This window comes from Mesorhizobium sp. M7A.F.Ca.MR.148.00.0.0 (assembly GCF_003997735.1).
Lineage (GTDB): Bacteria > Pseudomonadota > Alphaproteobacteria > Rhizobiales > Rhizobiaceae > Mesorhizobium.
Genome location: NZ_RZTB01000060.1, coordinates 18,828 through 35,444 on the forward strand (window position 1 = coordinate 18,828; position 16,617 = coordinate 35,444).

Sequence of the window (16,617 nt, forward strand, 5' to 3'; positions counted from 1 at the left end):
CGCCATGGACGGCAACTGGGCCGCCGGCGACTGGAACATTGCCCACAATCCCGACGCCTGGGAGCTGATGTTCAACGAAGTGCCGGACGACAATCTCGGCCTTGAATGGGAGCCCTGCCATCAGCTGGTCTATCTGATCGACCCGATGCCGCAGATCCGCAAATGGGCGCCGCGCATCTTCCACGTCCACGGCAAGGACGCGACGGTGCGCTGGGATGTCATCCGCGAGCATGGCGTGTTCGGCCGGCTGCCCTTCGTGCAGATGCGCACGCCAGGCTTCGGCGACAGCGACTGGACGCGAGTGATCAGCGAATTGCGGCTGGCCGGCTACAAGGGGGCCATCGATATCGAAGGCTGGCACGACCCGGTCTATCGCGGCGACCTCGAGATCACCGGCCAGGTGCGGGCGCTTGAATATCTCAAGCAATGCCGGGGAGGGACCAGCTACCTGCCGAACCCGATGTGAGGATCGGCCGGCGGGAGGAGCCGGCCGGGATGTCTGCAACGCACATTGCCGAAGCGAATGTCGAACCCCTCGCTTGCGAGGACAAAAAGGGAGGATAAGTGCATGAGCATGACGATGAGAAGGACAGTTCTGCGCTCGACCGTCGTGGCCGCCGCCACGATGCTTGCCGCTGCGATCTCCACCTTGCCCGCGCGGGCGCTCGACGCCAAATGGTGCAAGGACGTCCACATCCGCTTCTTCGTCGGCGGCGCCGAGGGCGACGCTTTCGGCACCATCGTCTACAATGGCGCCAAGCAGGCAGAGGCCGATCTCGGGCCGAAGGTCGACTACATCTTCTCCCAGTGGGACATCGAAAAGATGGTGCAGCAACTGCGCGAGGCCGTCGCGGTCAAGCCCAATGGCATCGCCATGATGGGTCATCCGGGCGACGCGTCGATCATGCCGCTCGCCGAACAGGCGCACAAGGACGGCATCAAGATGATGTACCAGAACGTGCCGGTGCCGAAGGTGATGGCGGCATTCGGCGGAGGCTATGTCGGCGCCCAGCAGGAACAGCAGGGCCGCGCGCTCGGCGCCGAGGCGTTCAAGCTGGGCAAGCTGAAGGCCGGCGACAAGGCGATCATGATCGGTCCGTTCGAAAACGAAAGCCGCGGCGCGCGCGAGCGCGGCACGGTGGCAGCGCTCAAGGAAGCCGGCGTCGAGGTCATCCAGTTGTCCTCACCGCCGAGCGGCGAATGGGCGTCCGATCCCAATCTGGCCATTCCGGTGATCACCGCGGCGCTGCTCAACAATCCCGACGTCAAGGCGGTCGGCTATCCCGGCGGGCAGATGCTCGGCAATGTCTCGACCTACATGCAGGCAGCGGGACGCAAGGCGGGCGAGATCTTCAATTTCGGCTTCGACACCAGCCCGCAGATCGTCGAGGGTTTTAAGGGCGGCTGGGTGCAATTGACCGCCGACCAGCAGCCGTTCCTGCAGGGCTATCTGCCGATCCTCAGCCTCTGCCAGCAGGTTGTGCTGGGGCTGGCGCCGATGAATGTCGACACCGGCGCCGGTTTCGTCACGCCCGAAAATTACGAGATCGTCGCTGAGCTCGCCAAGCAGGCGCTGCGCTGACCTCCCAAGCCGCCGGCCGGGATCTCAGGCCCCGGCCGGCGGGACCGCTGGCGACGAAGCCGGCACGAGACAATCAAAGCGAGGATCCGATGGCAGAACGCCTCATCGAACTGCGCGACATCAGCAAATCCTATGGCCAGGTCTATGCACTGGGCGGGGTCGATCTCAGCGTCGACCGCGGCGAGGTCGTCGGCCTGCTCGGCGACAATGGCGCCGGCAAGTCGACGCTGATCAAGATACTCTCGGGCGTGGTCAAGCCGACCAGCGGTGAAATCCTCGTGCGCGGCAAGCCGGTGACCGGGTGGAGTGCGGCGCGTTCGCGCGAGGCCGGCATCGAGACGGTGTTCCAGGACCGGGCGCTGGCCGTGCAGCAGACCATCGTTCGCAACATCTTCATGGGCCGCGAGCTGACCGGCTTCATGGGCTTTCTCAGGGTCAACAAGGAGATCGAGGAAGCGAGCCGGCTGATGCGCGAGATTGGCTTCACCTCGAAAGTGTTCACGCCGCAGTCGATCGTCGGCCAGCTTTCCGGCGGCGAACGCCAGGGCGTGGCGATCGCCCGCGCCATCTACAAACAGGCGGAGCTGATCGTCCTCGACGAGCCGACGACGGCGCTGTCGCTGACCGAAACCGCCAAGGTGTTCCATTTCGTGCGCCAGGTGCGGGCGAGCGGCCGCTCGATCCTGTTCATCGGCCACAACATCCATCATGTCTTCGACATCGCCGACCGCTTCGTCGTGCTCGACCGCGGCAAGGTCGCACTGACGACCGACCGCAGCGAGGTCAAGTCGGCCGAAGATCTCATCAAATTCATGGAAGAGGTCGCGCATCCCGGCGGATTGGCCGGGCTGCACGATGCCGGCGACGCGGAGCAGAGAGCACGATGAGCAAGACCATGGAGCCCGACCTGCACGAGCCGTCCGCTGGCATCCCCAGTTCCCCGAAGGAGTGGAAACACCCATCCGATCACTGGATGCGCGGCTTCATCCTCGACAACCGTGCCGCGCTCGGCACGCTCGCCGTGTTCATCGTCATGATGACGGTGTTCCTGATCGCCAACCCGACCGTCTTCACCACCTGGTATCTCTACCGCTCGGTGCTGACGACGCTCCCCGTTGCGCTGTTCGTGGTGGTGCCGCTGGTCTTCGTCGTCACCTGCGGCGAGATCGACCTGTCGTTTCCGGCAACGATGGGCTTTGCCTCATGGGTCTTCGCGCTGGTCGTGCAGGCCGGCTACGATCCGTTCCTCGGCATCGCCGCGGCGCTGATCACCGGCATGCTGCTCGGCTTCCTGGTCGGGTCGCTGGTGGTCTATGGCGGGCTGTCGTCATTGATCGCCACACTCGGCATGAATTTCCTGCTGCGCGGCCTGATCCAGATCATCAACGAAGGCAAGTCGATGGCGCTGACCAGCCTCAGCGACAGCTGGGCCTACACGATCTTCTCAAGCCAGCTCCTGGGCATTCCGGTGCAGATCTTCTGGGCCATCGGCTTCGTCGTGCTGTCGGCGATGCTCTACAACCGCCACCGCTTCGGTGCGCAGGTGAGGGTGGTCGGCGACAATCCCGACAGCGCCCAGCAGATGGGCATCGACGTCAAGCGCGTGCGGGTGAAAGTGTTCGTCTTCGTCGGCATCGGGGCGGCCCTCGCCGGCACCTTCTCGGTGATGATCAACTTCACCTGGTGGCCGACCGCCGGTGACGGCTATCTCCTGCCGGTGCTGGCCTCGGTGTTCGTCGGCGGCACGCCGACCTGGGGCGGCATCGGGACGGTGGTCGGCGGCGCTATCGGCGCGGTCACCGTGTCGTTCATCCAGACCGGCGTCGTGGCGGCGGGACTGAGCGGCTTCTACGTGCAGTTCTTCAACGGGCTGATCATCATCCTGTCGCTGCTGGGGCATAAGTGGAACCAGGCGAGGTACAGGTGAGGGCTGTTTCGTTGGCGGACCGCATGCCTTGACGATTGGCGCCGGCGCTCATCGTTTTCGTCATCGACGGGCGAAGCAAGGAGCGTAGCGACGCAGCGCAGACCCGAGGATCCATGCCGCGACTTCAACGCGTCACTACGGTGCAGAATTCTGCTCCGCTGCACTCCACGGCCAAAGGTCACGGCATGGATCCTCGGGTCTCCGCGACGTCGCTTCGCTCCTGCTCCGCCCGTGGATGACGAAGGTGGGAGCTGTCCGCGGGAAAACGCCATCTTCACACCGCCGCGACAAACCCGTCCAGCACGCGTTTCTGGCCGGCCTTGTCGAAGTCGATGGTCAGCTTGTTGCCCTCGATGGCTGATATGTTGCCGTTGCCGAATTTCTGGTGGAAGACGCGGTCGCCGACGTTGAAGGGCGATGGCTTGTCGGCGACGGATTTGGCGACCAGTTCGCCGTCGATGGTGCGGCCCTTGACCGAAGTGCGGCCGGCGCCGTAGCCGCTGTCCGTCTCGCCATAGCCGATGCGCTCGACCTGATGGCCGGAGCGCGAGCCCCAGTTGCGGTCGGTCGCCTCGGTGCGGTTGGCCTGCGCGCGCTGCCAGCCCGGCGTTGCATAGGTGTTGGAGAAGGCGCCGGATTTTTCGCTGTCGGCGCCGACATTGTCGAAGCGCGAGGCGCCATAGGGGTTCTGTCTTCCTGCGCCCTGGCCGCCGCGGCCGGAGGCAAAAGAACCGCCGCCATAGGAATTGCCGTAGCCGCCGTAGGAGTTGCCGCTTTCGGCGACCTCGACATGGGCTTCCGGCAGTTCGTCGAGGAAACGCGACGGGATCGTCGATTGCCAAAGGCCATGGATGCGGCGGTTGGAGACGAACCACAGATGCAGGTTCTTCTTGGCGCGGGTCAGGCCGACATAGGCAAGGCGGCGCTCTTCCTCCAGCCCGGAGCGGCCGCCTTCATCCAGCGCGCGCTGGTGCGGGAACAGGCCTTCCTCCCAGCCGGGCAGGAAGACGGTCTCGAATTCGAGGCCCTTGGCCGAATGCAGCGTCATGATCGAGACGGCGTCGAGCCCGGCGTTCTGCTCGGCATCCATGACCAGTGCGACATGTTCGAGGAAGGAGCGCAGCGACTCATACTCCTCCATCGAGCGGATCAGTTCTTTCAGGTTCTCCAGCCGGCCGGGCGCTTCGACCGAGCGGTCGTTCTTCCACATGTCGGTGTAGCCGCTCTCTTCGAGAATGGTCTCGGCGAGTTCGGTGTGCGGCGTGGTTTCCAGTGCCTTTTGCCAGCGCTCGAAATTGGCCGCCACTTCACGAAGTGCGGCGCGCGGCTTCGGTTTCAACTCGTCGCTTTCGGCGAGCTTGGCGGCGGCCTCCAGCATCGGGATGCGCAGCGCACGCGCGGTGTCGTGGATCTGGCGGATGGTGGCTTCGCCCAGGCCGCGCTTGGGCACATTGACGATGCGCTCAAAAGCGAGGTCGTCGGCGCCTTGGGCGACGACGCGGAAGAAGGCCAGCGCATCGCGGATTTCCATGCGCTCGTAGAAGCGCGGGCCGCCGATGACGCGGTAGTTGAGGCCGAGCGTGACGAAGCGGTCCTCGAACTCCCGCATCTGGAAGGAGGCGCGGACAAGGATCGCCATGTCGTTGAGATTGTGCTTTTGCCGCTGGTAGGTCTCGATGGTCTCGCCGACGGCGCGCGCTTCTTCTTCGGAATCCCAGGCGGCGTGAACATGCACCTTGCCGTCTTCGGGATCGTTGCGGTCCGTGAACAGCGTCTTGCCGAAGCGGCCCTCATTGTGGGCGATGAGGTGGGAGGCAGCACCAAGGATGTGCGCGGTCGAGCGATAGTTGCGCTCCAGCCGGATGATGGTGGCGCCGGGAAAATCCTTGTCGAAGCGCAGGATGTTGTCGATCTCGGCACCGCGCCAGCCATAGATCGACTGATCGTCGTCGCCAACGCAGCAGATATTTACGGTGGCGCGGGTGTCAGTCGAAGAGCGCCCAATCTCCCCCCTAGAGGGGGAGATCGGCTTGCCTTGCGGCCTTTGCGCCAGGAGGCGCAGCCACATGTACTGGGCGGTGTTGGTGTCCTGATACTCGTCGACGAGGATGTATTTGAAGCGCTTGTGGTATTCCTTCAGCACGTCCGGATTGGCGCGGAAGATGCGGATCGGGTGGCAGAGCAGATCGCCGAAATCGCAGGCGTTCAGCGTCTTCAGCCGCTCCTGATAGGCCTTGTAGAGTTCGCGGCCCTTGCCGTTGGCGAAGGCGCGGGCGTCGCCCTCGGCGATGTCGGCCGGGCCTTGCCCCTTGTTCTTCCAGCCGTCGATCATCTGGGCGAACTGCTTGGCCGGCCAGCGCTTGTCGTCCAGACCTTCGGCCTGGATCAGCTGCTTGATCAGCCGCACGACGTCGTCGGTGTCGAGGATGGTGAAGTCGGAGCGCAAACCGGCGAGTTCGGCATGTCTGCGAAGCAGCTTCACGCCAATCGAGTGGAAGGTGCCGAGCCATGGCATGCCTTCGACATTGCCTTCGCCGATCAGCACGCCAATGCGGATCTTCATCTCGCGCGCGGCTTTGTTGGTGAAGGTCACCGCGAGGATCTGCGACGGGAACGCCTTGCCGGTGGCGAGGATGTGAGCGATGCGGGTGGTGAGCACGCGGGTCTTGCCGGTGCCGGCTCCGGCCAGCACCAGAACCGGGCCTTCGGTGGTTTCCACCGCCAGCCGCTGCTCCGGGTTGAGGCCCTTCAGATAGTCGGGTGCGTTGTTCTGTCCGCTGCGGGCAGCCATGGCGCGCGCGGCGATGCCCGACGGGGCCGGGGGCCGCGCGTTGGGTTCGTCGAAAAAGGGCATGTCTTCGGAAAAGCCGGACATCGCCCCGAATGTAGTGATTCGGTGGGGAAAGACCAGAACTGTCTACGTTTTGTTCCGCTAAAGTGCCCGATTGCTGCCCACGCTCCCAGTGCGGTCGATGTTATCCCAATGGCGATGGACCATTACCGCCTGCGCTTGAGGCCCATGCTTGACAGGCGGGACCGTCGGGAGAAAGTTGTGCTTCGGGCAGCGACGCAATGCCGGGTTGCCATGGCAGCGCCGCAAAGCGCAACAGTCGAAGGAGTATCATCTTGGCTGTCACCATCACCTCCCTCATTCTTTTCCTCATCGGCCTGGCACTCGGCGGCGGCGGCATCCGCCTGGCGATGCTGGGCGGCAGCTGGTACTATGTCGTTGCCGGTCTTGCCTTCCTGATCGCCGCCTGGCTGCTTTACCGGCGCAGGTCGACTGCTTTGTGGCTCTACGCGGTGATCGTGCTCGGCACGTTGGCCTGGGCGGTCTGGGAAACCGGCTTCGACTGGTGGGAACTCGGGCCTCGCGGCGGCATCATCGTGCTTCTCGCTTTGTGGCTGCTGACGCCGTGGGCGAGGCGGGGTCTCGTCGGCCCTGACGGGCGCGCGCCGCTGATCCTTGCCGTGCTGGCATCATTGGCCGTCGCCGGTTATTCGATGACATCGGACCCGAAGGATATTGCCGGCGAACTCGGCACCGACAAGGTGGTCGCCAACGCCAATCTCGGCAATGATGTGCCGGCCGGCGAATGGCACTATTACGGCCGCACGCAGTTCGGCCAGCGCTATTCGCCGCTCGACCAGATCACACCGGACAATGTCGCCAAGCTGCAGCCTGCCTGGACCTACCAGACCGGCGATGTGAAGGGTCCCGACGATGTCGGCGAGACCACCTATCAGGTGACGCCGCTGAAGATCGGCGACACGCTCTACATCTGCACGCCGCATAATTTCGCCATCGCCATCGATGCCGCGAGCGGCAAGGAGAAATGGCGCTTCGATCCCAAGGTCAAGCTCGACAAGGACCGCCAGCACCAGACCTGCCGCGGCGTGGCCTATTACGCCGATGCCGCCGGCGCCGCCGGGCAGCCCTGTGCGACCCGTGTCTATCTGCCGACCTCGGATGCGCGGCTGATCGCGCTCGATGCCGCCAACGGGCAGATCTGCCCGGCTTTCGCCGAGGGCGGCACGCTGAACCTTCTGACCAACATGCCCTATCCGAAGTCGGGCTATTATTACTCGACCTCGGCCCCGCTGATCTCAGGCGGCAAGATCATCGTCGGCGGCGCGGTCAACGACAATTATTCGACGCAGGAGCCATCCGGCGTCATCCGCGCCTACGACGCTGCGACCGGCGCGCTGGTGTGGAACTGGGATTCCGGCAATCCGGACCAGACGACGCCGCTGCCGGCCGGCCAGACCTATACCGCCAACTCACCCAACATGTGGTCGACGCCGAGCGCGGACGAGAAGCTCGGCCTGCTCTATGTGCCGCTCGGCAACCAGACGCCGGACCAACTCGGAGCCGGGCGCAGCGCCAATGTCGAGAAGTTCTCGTCGTCGATCACCGCGCTCGACCTCAACACCGGGCAGGTGCGCTGGGTGCGGCAGACCGTGCACCACGATCTCTGGGACATGGACGTGCCGGCGCAGCCGAGCCTGATCGACATCACCAAACCCGACGGCACGGTGGTGCCGGCGCTGGTCGGGCCGACCAAGCAGGGCGACCTCTATGTGCTCGACCGCCGCACCGGCGAGCCGGTCATTGCGGTCAACGAAGTGCCGGCGCCCGGCGGCGCGATCGAAGGTGACCACACATCGCCAACGCAGCCGGTCTCCGACCTTACCTTCATGCCGAAGCCGCTCACCGGCGCCGACATGTGGGGCCTAACCATGTTCGACCAGTTGGCCTGCCGGATCGAATTCCAGGGCCTGCGCTATGAGGGTCGCTATACGCCGCCTTCCGTCCAGGGCTCGCTGATCTACCCCGGCAACTTCGGCACCTTCAACTGGGGTGGCGTCGCCGTCGACCCGGTCCGGCAGGTGCTGTTCGGCATGCCGACCTATCTGGCGTTCAAGTCGGAGCTCATTCCGCGCGATCAGGTGCCGCCACCGGACGAGGGGCGCGGCAGCGAGCAGGGGCTGAACCGCAACGAGGGCGCGCCCTATGCGGTGGTGATGGGACCGTTCCTGTCGCCGCTCGGCATTCCTTGCCAGGCGCCGCCCTGGGGCTATGTCGCCGGCGCCGATCTCAGGACCGGCAAGATCGCCTACATGCATCGCAACGGCACTGTCTACGATATGACGCCGCTGCCGCTGCCGCTGAAGGTCGGGGTGCCGGGCATTGGCGGGCCGATGATCACCGCTGGCGGCGTCGCCTTCCTGGGGGCGGCGGTCGACGACTATCTGCGCGCCTACGACCTGACATCGGGCAAGCAGCTGTGGCAGGCGCGGCTGCCGGCCGGCGGGCAATCGACGCCGATGACCTATACGGTGGCCGACGGCCGCCAGTTCGTGGTCATCGTCGCCGGCGGCCACGGTTCGGTCGGCACCAAGCCCGGGGACTATGTGATCGCCTACGCGCTGCCGAAGTAGGGGCGCAGGGGGGCGCGATCTCTCAGAGGTCGCGCCGCCCATTATCTGTGCCGGTATCTTTTCCCCGCATAGTGACGGGGAAAAGTGCCCGACTGGGCGATGAGGGGCGGCAAATCTTCCGATCGGCCCGATTGTCGATCAGCCAATCCCCAGATGGCCCTTCAGGCTGGGCACCGAGCCGAGCACCTTGTTGGTCAGGTCGGGGCCGGAGGCGGCTTCGGCCTGCTGGATCAGCGTCGCGCCGGCCTTCTGGATCTGCGCCATGTCGAGCCCGGATGCCTTGAGCGCGGCGACGCCGTTGATCAGCGCGCCGGCCTTCTCGCCGAGAACGCCGCCAAGCGCGCCCTGCAACGACGACAGAAAACCGCCACCGCCGGCCGGAGCGGCAGCCATGACGTCATATTGATGGGCGAGGTCGTCGGCGCCGGGGATCTTGGCGAAGAACGCCGAGGCGCTTGTGCCTTCCGCCTCGTGTTCGAGCACCGAGAAAATGGTGCCGACGACTTTCTCCGTCGTCGCCTGGTCGAGGCCCGCCTTCTGCGAAACGGTGTTGACGATGTCCTGGACGTTCATGGCGTCACTCAGCCCTGGGCTTTCGTGTTGCGGTTCCGCTCAGTGCGGACCCTGATCAACGATCGTCTGCCCGCGTTCAGAACCATCGAGCACAGGGCCAAAGCGGCGGTCGCCGCAAGGACGAGCGCGCTGGCGAGGATCGGGGAAGGCATGGTCATGGTCATCGCTTCCTTCTGGGTCTGACGTGTGGGCACACGGCCAAGATACTGGTCGATTGCCACCTTCCCTCACGATTGTGGCAGCGCCAGCAGGATTTATTGCCAATGACCAAAAAGTGATGACACGGCCGCGCATGGCGCCGGCTTTACTGCTCGGGCGCGGCCGGCGCCCTGCGCCCTGAGGCAATCGGCGGCCGCGATGAGTGCTCGACTGGATCATGCCGGCTTGGTCCCTATGTAGCTGGGAATTAAAGCCCGAAGCAGAGGACCTATCCATGACGAAACCCGACGCCAAGCCCGCCATCACCCAGGCGATGATCGACGCCTATGACGAATACACGCATCTGACGCTCGATCGCCGCCGGTTCATGGAGCAGTTGACCCGGCTTGCCGGATCGGGTGCGGCGGCGGCCGCGATCGCGCCGCTTCTGGCGGCAAATTCGGCGCAAGCGGCTGTTGTCGCCGACAACGATCCGCGGGTGAAGGGCGAGGACATCAGCTATCCCGGCAGCAGCGGCGAGATGAAGGGCTATCTGGTCAAGCCCGCGGACAAGGCGGGCAAGCTTGGGACGGTCATCGTCGTGCATGAGAACAGGGGGCTCAACCCGCATATCCGCGATGTGACGCGACGCGTGGCGCTGGAGGGGTTCGTGGCGCTGGCGCCGGATTTTCTGTCGCCGCTCGGCGGAACGCCAACCGATGAAGACAAGGCGCGCGACATGTTCGCCAAGCTCGATCCGGCGCAGACCATAGCCAACGGTGTCGCGACCGTCGCTTTCCTCAAGAGCGACAGAGACGGCAACGGCAAGGTCGGCGCCATCGGCTTCTGCTGGGGTGGCGGCACGGTCAACATGCTGGCCATCAACGCCCCCGATCTCAGTGCCGGCGTTGCCTATTACGGCATGCAGCCGAAGGCCGCCGATGTATCCAGGATCAAGGCGGCCTTGCTGCTGCACTATGGCGGACTGGACGAGCGCATCAATGCCGGCATCGACGCCTTCAAGAAGGAACTCGACGCGGCGCATGTCGAATACACGGTCTATGTCTATGAAGGCGCCAACCATGCCTTCAACAACGACACGTCGGCAGCGCGCTACGACAAGAAGGCGGCGGACCTCGCCTGGGGCAGAACGATCGCCTTCCTCAAGCAGAAACTGGCATAGGGGCGTTCGTCTAATCCGTGTTCGCCGGCTTGTGGAAGGCGACGCCGGCGACCACCAGCGCAATGCCGAGGCAATCGGTAAAACTTGGCATCTGGCGCAGCACGACGACGCCGATCAGCGTCGCGGTGACGGGCAGCAGCGACAGCATCAGCGCGAAGCTGGCGCGTGGCAGCCGCGACATGGCGAGCTGGTCGCAGATGTAGGGAATGACAGAGGAGCAGATTCCGACGCCGATGGCGGCGAACAGCAGCGGCAATGAGAAAAAGGCCGGCAGCCCATCGGTGAGGCCGATCGGCAGCACGACGATGAAGGCGATCGCCATGGCAGCACCCAGGCCGGCGATGCCGCTGCCTGCGCCTGACGCGGCAACGCGGTGGCCGAGCATGATATAGTCGACAAACAGCGCGCCGTTGAGGAAGGCCCAGCACAGCCCGATGGGATCATCGGACCATCTGACGTCGATGAGCAGCAAGGTGCCGGCGACGGCGACGGCAAGGGCGGCGAGATTGCGCGGGCTCCTGAGGCCGATCGCCGCGACGCCGATGGTGCCGACGAATTCGATCGCCGCCACCAGCGAGATCGGCAGGCGGTCGAGCGCCAGGTAGAACGAACAGTTCATCACCGCCAGACAGGCGCCGAAGGCCAGCAACAGCAGCCTTGTCGAGCGATCGGCGCGGGCGAAGCTTCGCCATGGGCGGGTCAGCTGCGCGAAGATGAGTGCTGCCGTGGCGATGCGCAGCCACGCCATGCCGAGCACGCCGACATGCGGGAAAAGCAGCACGGCGAAAGCCGGCCCGAGATAGTGGAAGACGGCGCTGACGCCGAACCAGACATGCGGCGGCAATTTTTCCGTCAGCCTGGCCAGGGTGGAGTTGCCGGGGGCAGGATCTGCCGTAAGAGCTTGCGTTTGATCATCCATCGGATCAGTATCGCAGGCAGATTGGCCATTTTATATGAGTGATGATGGGCCCGTCTGGCGAGATTTCTCTCGGAAGCTAGGAATTTCCCATGAAGCGCCTTCGAACTGAAAGTGCCGACCTCGATGTCGCTGACATGAAGATCTTGCGTCTGCTGGAGAAGGACGCGCGCACCAGCACGGCGGAACTGGCACGCTCGGTCGGTCTGTCGGCGCCGAGCGTGGCCGAGCGCATCAAGCGGCTGCAGGAAAGCGGCGTCATCGAGGCCTATTCGGTCAGGATCAACCCGGCGGCACTTGGCCTGCCGCTGTCGGCATGGCTGCGCATCCGGCCGGTGCCGGGACAACTGGCCGTTGTGGCCGAAATCATCCGCGAACTGCCGGAGATCGTGCAATGCGACCGGGTGACCGGAGAGGATTGTTTCATCGCGCTGGCGCATGTCGGCTCGGTGGCCGAACTCGAGCGGGTGATCGATCGCATCATTCCTTATGCGATGACCAATACGGCGATCATCCAGTCGTCGCCGGTGGTGGCGCGCTCGGCGCTGGGAGCGTTGAGGCGCCAGGCTTGACCTACGGGAGAGGAACCTATGCGTGGCCGCGCTTCATGCGCGCCTGCTTCAGGATGGCACGCCAGCGGATCATGTCGAACGGGATCGGCTCGTTGTTGTTGGCGATGTGGAAGATCTCGTTGTTGACGTTCTTGAGCGAGCGCCAGAAATCATAGTCGGTGATGCGCGGATCGGCGGCCAGCCTGTCCACTTCGACCTTGATGTCGGTTTTCATGCACTTTCCTCGAACCGGCGCCGCGCCGCCCGTGTCGCTACCTCGATGCGGATCGTTTTCGACCGACCCGCTGAGTCGCGCAACGGCTCAAATGGCTTGTTCCCGTTAAAACCTTGGTAAGGTTAACGAGGGCGCCGCGCCGCTTCAAGCACTGCTGCCGGCCGACGGCAGGGTTCTGCGATTTTAGGTTGCCGGTGTGGCTTTGAAGCCGGGAACGAGAAGGTGTCGGCTTCGCCCTATTTGCGTTTGATGCCGATCGAGCGGCCGGCCCGTTCCGGCATCGGCAGTGCCGAATGAGCGGCACGCATGGCTTCGACCCTGGCAAGCACATCGGCGGGGAAGGGCGCCACCTTCGGTCCGGACATGTCGACATGCAGCGACAGCGATTCGGACGTCGCGGCCAGCCAGCCGTCGACATGGCGGATTTCCTGATAGGCCCGCAGCCGCTTGTCGTCGTGGTCGATAAGCTGGAAGGAGACCGTGACCTTGTGCTCGAGATGCAGCTCCTGCACGTAGCAGACATGGACTTCGGCCGTGTAGATGGTGAGGCGGCGATCCCGGGCATAGTTCGGTCCCATGCCCATTGCCTCGAAGGCATCGTCCGAGCAGCGGTCGAACAGCACGTTGTAATAGGCCATGTTGAGATGGCCGTTGTAGTCGATCCAGTCCTTCTCGATATCCATGGGTTGGGAGACGAAGGGAGTGGGGATAGGCATCGAAACTTCCTTGTTCTGGTGCTGGACAGAGCGTGGCTCCGGAGACTCTATTTGTTCTGACGCAATTCCCCAGGGAAAGCGCTAAGCGGTTTTCCCGGGAAAACCGCTTCACACTTTTCCTGGAATTGCTTTACGCATCCATAGACGCATAACAAGCGTGGACGCTGGTCCATTCGCGGAGGAATTCATGGCTCTGAGCGACCTCAACCCGGTCGAACGCTCGGACCGGATTCTTAATTTTCTGGCAGAGTGCGACGAGCAACCAACATCGCAAGACCGCCCAGCGGGAAGAAAAACATCATCACTATTTTTCCAACCGCAGCCCAGAAGAGTGTCAAATCATCACCTGCGGTATAGCAAGCAGCATTTAGCCAGCAGTGTTCAGTTTTTGTTTGAAATTCGTCGATACCAAAATAAGCGCTCAAGCTTGTAAGAATAGCGAAAAGGATACAAGCAACAGCGGTCAAGGCATTTGGTCTTTTGCGCCCGCCAGCATTGAGCCTTTCGATCATCTCATTTTTCGGCATGGCGACATAGTATATAAAAATCAAAATAGAAGATATGAGACCTGCAAAAATAAAGCAGGTTATTATGGATTGAGCTCTGAAGATCGATCTATCAGAAAGAGGCGGTTGAATGGAATTCGCGTATTTGGCAACAACGGGGAAAAGATATGATCCCAGGGCAGATAATATCGAACCTATCTGCCCTATGAAGCCTTGACCGGGCTCGCCATAGGTAAGCGCGATGGCAAGCAACTCACCGAAAAACAAAGTCGCAAAGATAAAGACAGAAAGATATCCACCATAACGCTGAGCGAAGGGACCGGGCTTTCGATCAGAGCCCGGGTGTGCTCGAGTGCTTAATACGGCGAATAGCACTATGAAGGCAAAGAAGACGACCGCACCAAACCAACCAACGCGACTTTGGGGGGCCGCTGTATGCACCGCCCATCCAGGCAAGAGCGCCAGGAAAAAAAAGATGATGTATCCTGCCAGTACCGAACTTTTCATTTTCCGACCCGAGGGCACCGCAACCATTTGACTAGCCGAATGGACATCTATGCCGCAAGTGGCTTAGACCTCCTGCAGAAAAGCTGGGATAGAAAATATGGCTCTGAGCGACCTCAACCCGGTCGAACGCAACGAGGAAGGCATCGCAGCGGTGCTCGGCATTCTCAAGCAACAGCTTGGCGAGCGATTCCAGACCGGCCAGGCCATCCGCTCGCAGCATGCGCACACCACCACCTATATTCCGACGCAGGCGCCGGACGGCGTCGCCTTTCCCGAGACGACCGCCGAGGTGCAGGAGATCGTGCGCGCCTGCGCCGCGCACCGCGTGCCGGTGATCGCCTTCGGCGTCGGTTCCTCGCTGGAAGGTCACACCAACGCGCCGGGCGGCGGCATATCCGTCGACACGTCGCGCATGAACCGTATCCTGGCGATCAATCCGCAAGATCTCGACTGCACGGTGGAACCCGGTGTCACCCGCGAGGATTTGAACCGGCACCTGCGCGACACCGGACTGTTCTTTCCGATCGATCCCGGCGCCAACGCCTCGCTCGGCGGCATGGCCGCGACGCGGGCCTCCGGCACCAACGCGGTGCGCTACGGCACGATGCGCGAGAACGTGCTGTCGCTGACCGCCGTCATGGCCGACGGCGAGACGGTGACGACCGGCAAGCGGGCGAAAAAGAGCTCGGCCGGCTATGATTTGACGCGGCTGCTGGTCGGCTCGGAAGGCACGCTCGGCATCATCACCTCGCTGACCTTGAAGCTGCAAGGCATCCCGCAGGCGATTTCGGGCGGCGTCTGCCCGTTTCCGAGCGTCGAGGCCGCCTGCAACGCGGTCATCGCGACGATCCAGATGGGCATCCCGGTGGCGCGCATCGAACTGGTCAACGCGCTGCAGATGCGGGCGATGAAGAATTATTCCAAGCTCGACTATCCCGAGAGCCCGTGCCTGTTCGTCGAATTCCATGGTAGCGATGCCGGTGTTGCCGAACAGGCCGAGACCTTTGGCATGATCGCGGAAGAGAATGGCGGCGGGCCGTTCCTGTGGACCAGCGTCGCCGAGGAGCGCACCAAACTGTGGAAGGCCAGGCATGACGCCTACTGGTCGTCGCTGACACTGCGGCCGGGCGCCAAGGGGCTGTCGACCGATGTCTGCGTGCCGATTTCGCGCTTTGCCGAATGTGTGCTGGAAACCGAGGCCGACATAGAAGAGATGGGTCTGATCGCGCCGATCGTCGGCCACGCCGGCGACGGCAATTTTCACGTGCTGGTGCTGATGGATGTGAACGATCCCAAGGAGATCGCGCTGTCGGAAAAGTTCGTCGCGCGGCTCAATATGCGGGCGATCGCCATGGACGGCACCTGCACCGGCGAGCACGGCATCGGCCAAGGCAAGATCGGCTTCCTGCGCCATGAGCTAGGCCACGGCGTCGACATCATGCGCACCATCAAGCAGGCGCTGGATCCGCTTGATATCATGAACCCGGGCAAGATTTTGCCGGGCGAAGCCCATTAGATGTCGATTGACGAGAGGTTGCTGCCGATCGAGGTGCCACCGTCGTCCGCTGGCGCGCCACTTCCGCACGTGTTTGCGGATGGAGGCAAGTTGCTTATTGCCTATATCGTCAACACTCCGAAGCCATCATTTGATGGCACGAATCCGCGCTCGGTTTCGCCTACAACGGGCAATCAGTCAGTCGCGATCCTGACAGCAGACCCATATCTGGCACTTCAATTCGGCCCACCGAATGACGAAGCCATCAGCGGGCATCGGCTATATGGACTGGGTTTGCAGCCCTACTCCTCATTCAAAGTTCTCAACTCGTTGTGGACCGCTTCCCTGGAACGAGCAAATCGGGTTCATTCGTCTCACACGCGGGACCTGTTTTCAGCCTATAGGCATTTCATCCTGACGTTCCACGATTCGACGCTGGAATTCATTGCTGAGAGTTTCTCGGTCAGCCTCCATGAGGGGGCGGTTTTAACCGTGTTGATGGAGACTGCCGGACACCGGGCGCTTGGGCGCGACGTCAAACCGGTTCGTTTTCTCGATAGGCTTTGGCGACGTTGATCATTCAGGGATTTCCCGTGCCTTGATCGCACCACCATTTGGTTAGAAGCTTCGGCAGCGAGGCCCGAGACTGACGGGCACGCCGGCGGAGGAGGAATGCCATGGCGATTTCACGCAAGGAAGCGGCGCGTGCGCTGAGCGCCGACGAACAGGAACTGGTGGAGAAATCGCACCATCCGGCGGTGCAGGAGCTTTCCGACGCCGATCTTGCCGGCCTGGTCAAGCTGTTGCGGGAGCGGCGCGACAAGGCGCAGACCCAAGCACACCGCC

The 16,617-nt window shown here is 63.1% G+C and carries 15 protein-coding genes and 1 pseudogene (1 of these 16 cut by a window edge); 9 read left to right on the top strand and 7 right to left on the bottom strand.

Features of this window, described 5'->3' with window-relative positions:
- From EOB49_RS20830 to EOB49_RS20845, 4 genes and pseudogenes are all read left to right on the top strand, one after another.
- Positions 1–466, top strand: a pseudogene (locus EOB49_RS20830) (sugar phosphate isomerase/epimerase) (it extends 460 nt beyond the left edge of the window).
- Between the two features lie 102 nt (positions 467–568).
- Positions 569–1,582, top strand: a complete 1,014-nt coding sequence (locus EOB49_RS20835; protein ID WP_127382112.1) for a substrate-binding domain-containing protein — start codon at positions 569–571, stop codon at positions 1,580–1,582.
- Positions 1,583–1,671: 89 nt separating this feature from the next.
- A complete protein-coding gene (locus EOB49_RS20840) occupies positions 1,672–2,469 on the top strand; it encodes an ATP-binding cassette domain-containing protein (RefSeq protein WP_127382113.1) in 798 nt (265 codons plus the stop codon).
- Entirely contained in the window at positions 2,466–3,509 is a 1,044-nt protein-coding gene (locus EOB49_RS20845; protein WP_127382114.1) for an ABC transporter permease, read from the top strand. Before EOB49_RS20840 ends, EOB49_RS20845 begins: the two co-directional genes overlap by 4 nt.
- Positions 3,510–3,783: 274 nt before the next feature.
- Here EOB49_RS20845 and EOB49_RS20850 read toward each other — a convergent pair whose 3' ends face one another.
- Positions 3,784–6,384, bottom strand: a complete 2,601-nt coding sequence (locus tag EOB49_RS20850; protein ID WP_127382115.1) for a UvrD-helicase domain-containing protein — start codon at positions 6,382–6,384, stop codon at positions 3,784–3,786.
- Positions 6,385–6,635: 251 nt separating this feature from the next.
- On the opposite strand from EOB49_RS20850, the gene EOB49_RS20855 reads away from it, so the two are divergent.
- Complete coding sequence (locus EOB49_RS20855; protein ID WP_127382116.1) at positions 6,636–8,951, top strand: glucose/quinate/shikimate family membrane-bound PQQ-dependent dehydrogenase; 2,316 nt, start codon at positions 6,636–6,638, stop codon at positions 8,949–8,951.
- 138 nt (positions 8,952–9,089) lie between these two features.
- Here the strand turns inward: EOB49_RS20855 and EOB49_RS20860 are convergent, their stop codons facing one another.
- Positions 9,090–9,524 carry a hypothetical protein gene (locus tag EOB49_RS20860; RefSeq protein ID WP_127382117.1) on the bottom strand — a complete coding sequence of 145 codons (435 nt, stop codon included), beginning with the start codon at positions 9,522–9,524 and terminating at the stop codon, positions 9,090–9,092.
- A gap of 8 nt (positions 9,525–9,532) precedes the next feature.
- Positions 9,533–9,688 carry a hypothetical protein gene (locus EOB49_RS20865; RefSeq protein ID WP_164781754.1) on the bottom strand — a complete coding sequence of 52 codons (156 nt, stop codon included), beginning with the start codon at positions 9,686–9,688 and terminating at the stop codon, positions 9,533–9,535.
- A gap of 269 nt (positions 9,689–9,957) precedes the next feature.
- Here EOB49_RS20865 and EOB49_RS20870 point away from each other — a divergent pair, with 269 nt between their 5' ends.
- On the top strand, positions 9,958–10,845 hold the full coding sequence (locus EOB49_RS20870) for a dienelactone hydrolase family protein (RefSeq protein ID WP_127382118.1): 888 nt from the start codon (positions 9,958–9,960) through the stop codon (positions 10,843–10,845).
- Positions 10,846–10,855: 10 nt separating this feature from the next.
- Here the strand turns inward: EOB49_RS20870 and EOB49_RS20875 are convergent, their stop codons facing one another.
- A complete protein-coding gene (locus EOB49_RS20875) occupies positions 10,856–11,764 on the bottom strand; it encodes a DMT family transporter (RefSeq protein WP_127382119.1) in 909 nt (302 codons plus the stop codon).
- A gap of 89 nt (positions 11,765–11,853) precedes the next feature.
- Here EOB49_RS20875 and EOB49_RS20880 point away from each other — a divergent pair, with 89 nt between their 5' ends.
- Positions 11,854–12,333, top strand: a complete 480-nt coding sequence (locus EOB49_RS20880) for an Lrp/AsnC family transcriptional regulator (RefSeq protein ID WP_127382120.1) — start codon at positions 11,854–11,856, stop codon at positions 12,331–12,333.
- Between the two features lie 16 nt (positions 12,334–12,349).
- Here EOB49_RS20880 and EOB49_RS20885 read toward each other — a convergent pair whose 3' ends face one another.
- The 3 genes from EOB49_RS20885 to EOB49_RS20895 all read right to left on the bottom strand — a co-directional run bounded on the left by EOB49_RS20885 (position 12,350) and on the right by EOB49_RS20895 (position 14,276).
- Complete coding sequence (locus EOB49_RS20885) at positions 12,350–12,547, bottom strand: hypothetical protein (RefSeq protein WP_013531006.1); 198 nt, start codon at positions 12,545–12,547, stop codon at positions 12,350–12,352.
- 236 nt (positions 12,548–12,783) lie between these two features.
- Entirely contained in the window at positions 12,784–13,263 is a 480-nt protein-coding gene (locus EOB49_RS20890) for a thioesterase family protein (RefSeq protein ID WP_127382121.1), read from the bottom strand.
- Between the two features lie 233 nt (positions 13,264–13,496).
- A complete protein-coding gene (locus tag EOB49_RS20895) occupies positions 13,497–14,276 on the bottom strand; it encodes a hypothetical protein (RefSeq protein WP_127382122.1) in 780 nt (259 codons plus the stop codon).
- Positions 14,277–14,373: 97 nt separating this feature from the next.
- Between EOB49_RS20895 and EOB49_RS20900 the strand changes: the two genes are divergently transcribed.
- Positions 14,374–15,792, top strand: a complete 1,419-nt coding sequence (locus EOB49_RS20900) for an FAD-linked oxidase C-terminal domain-containing protein (RefSeq protein WP_127382123.1) — start codon at positions 14,374–14,376, stop codon at positions 15,790–15,792.
- Positions 15,793–16,347: a hypothetical protein gene (locus EOB49_RS20905; protein WP_127382124.1), complete on the top strand. Its 555-nt coding sequence runs from the start codon at positions 15,793–15,795 to the stop codon at positions 16,345–16,347.
- Positions 16,348–16,617: the final 270 nt, after the last annotated feature.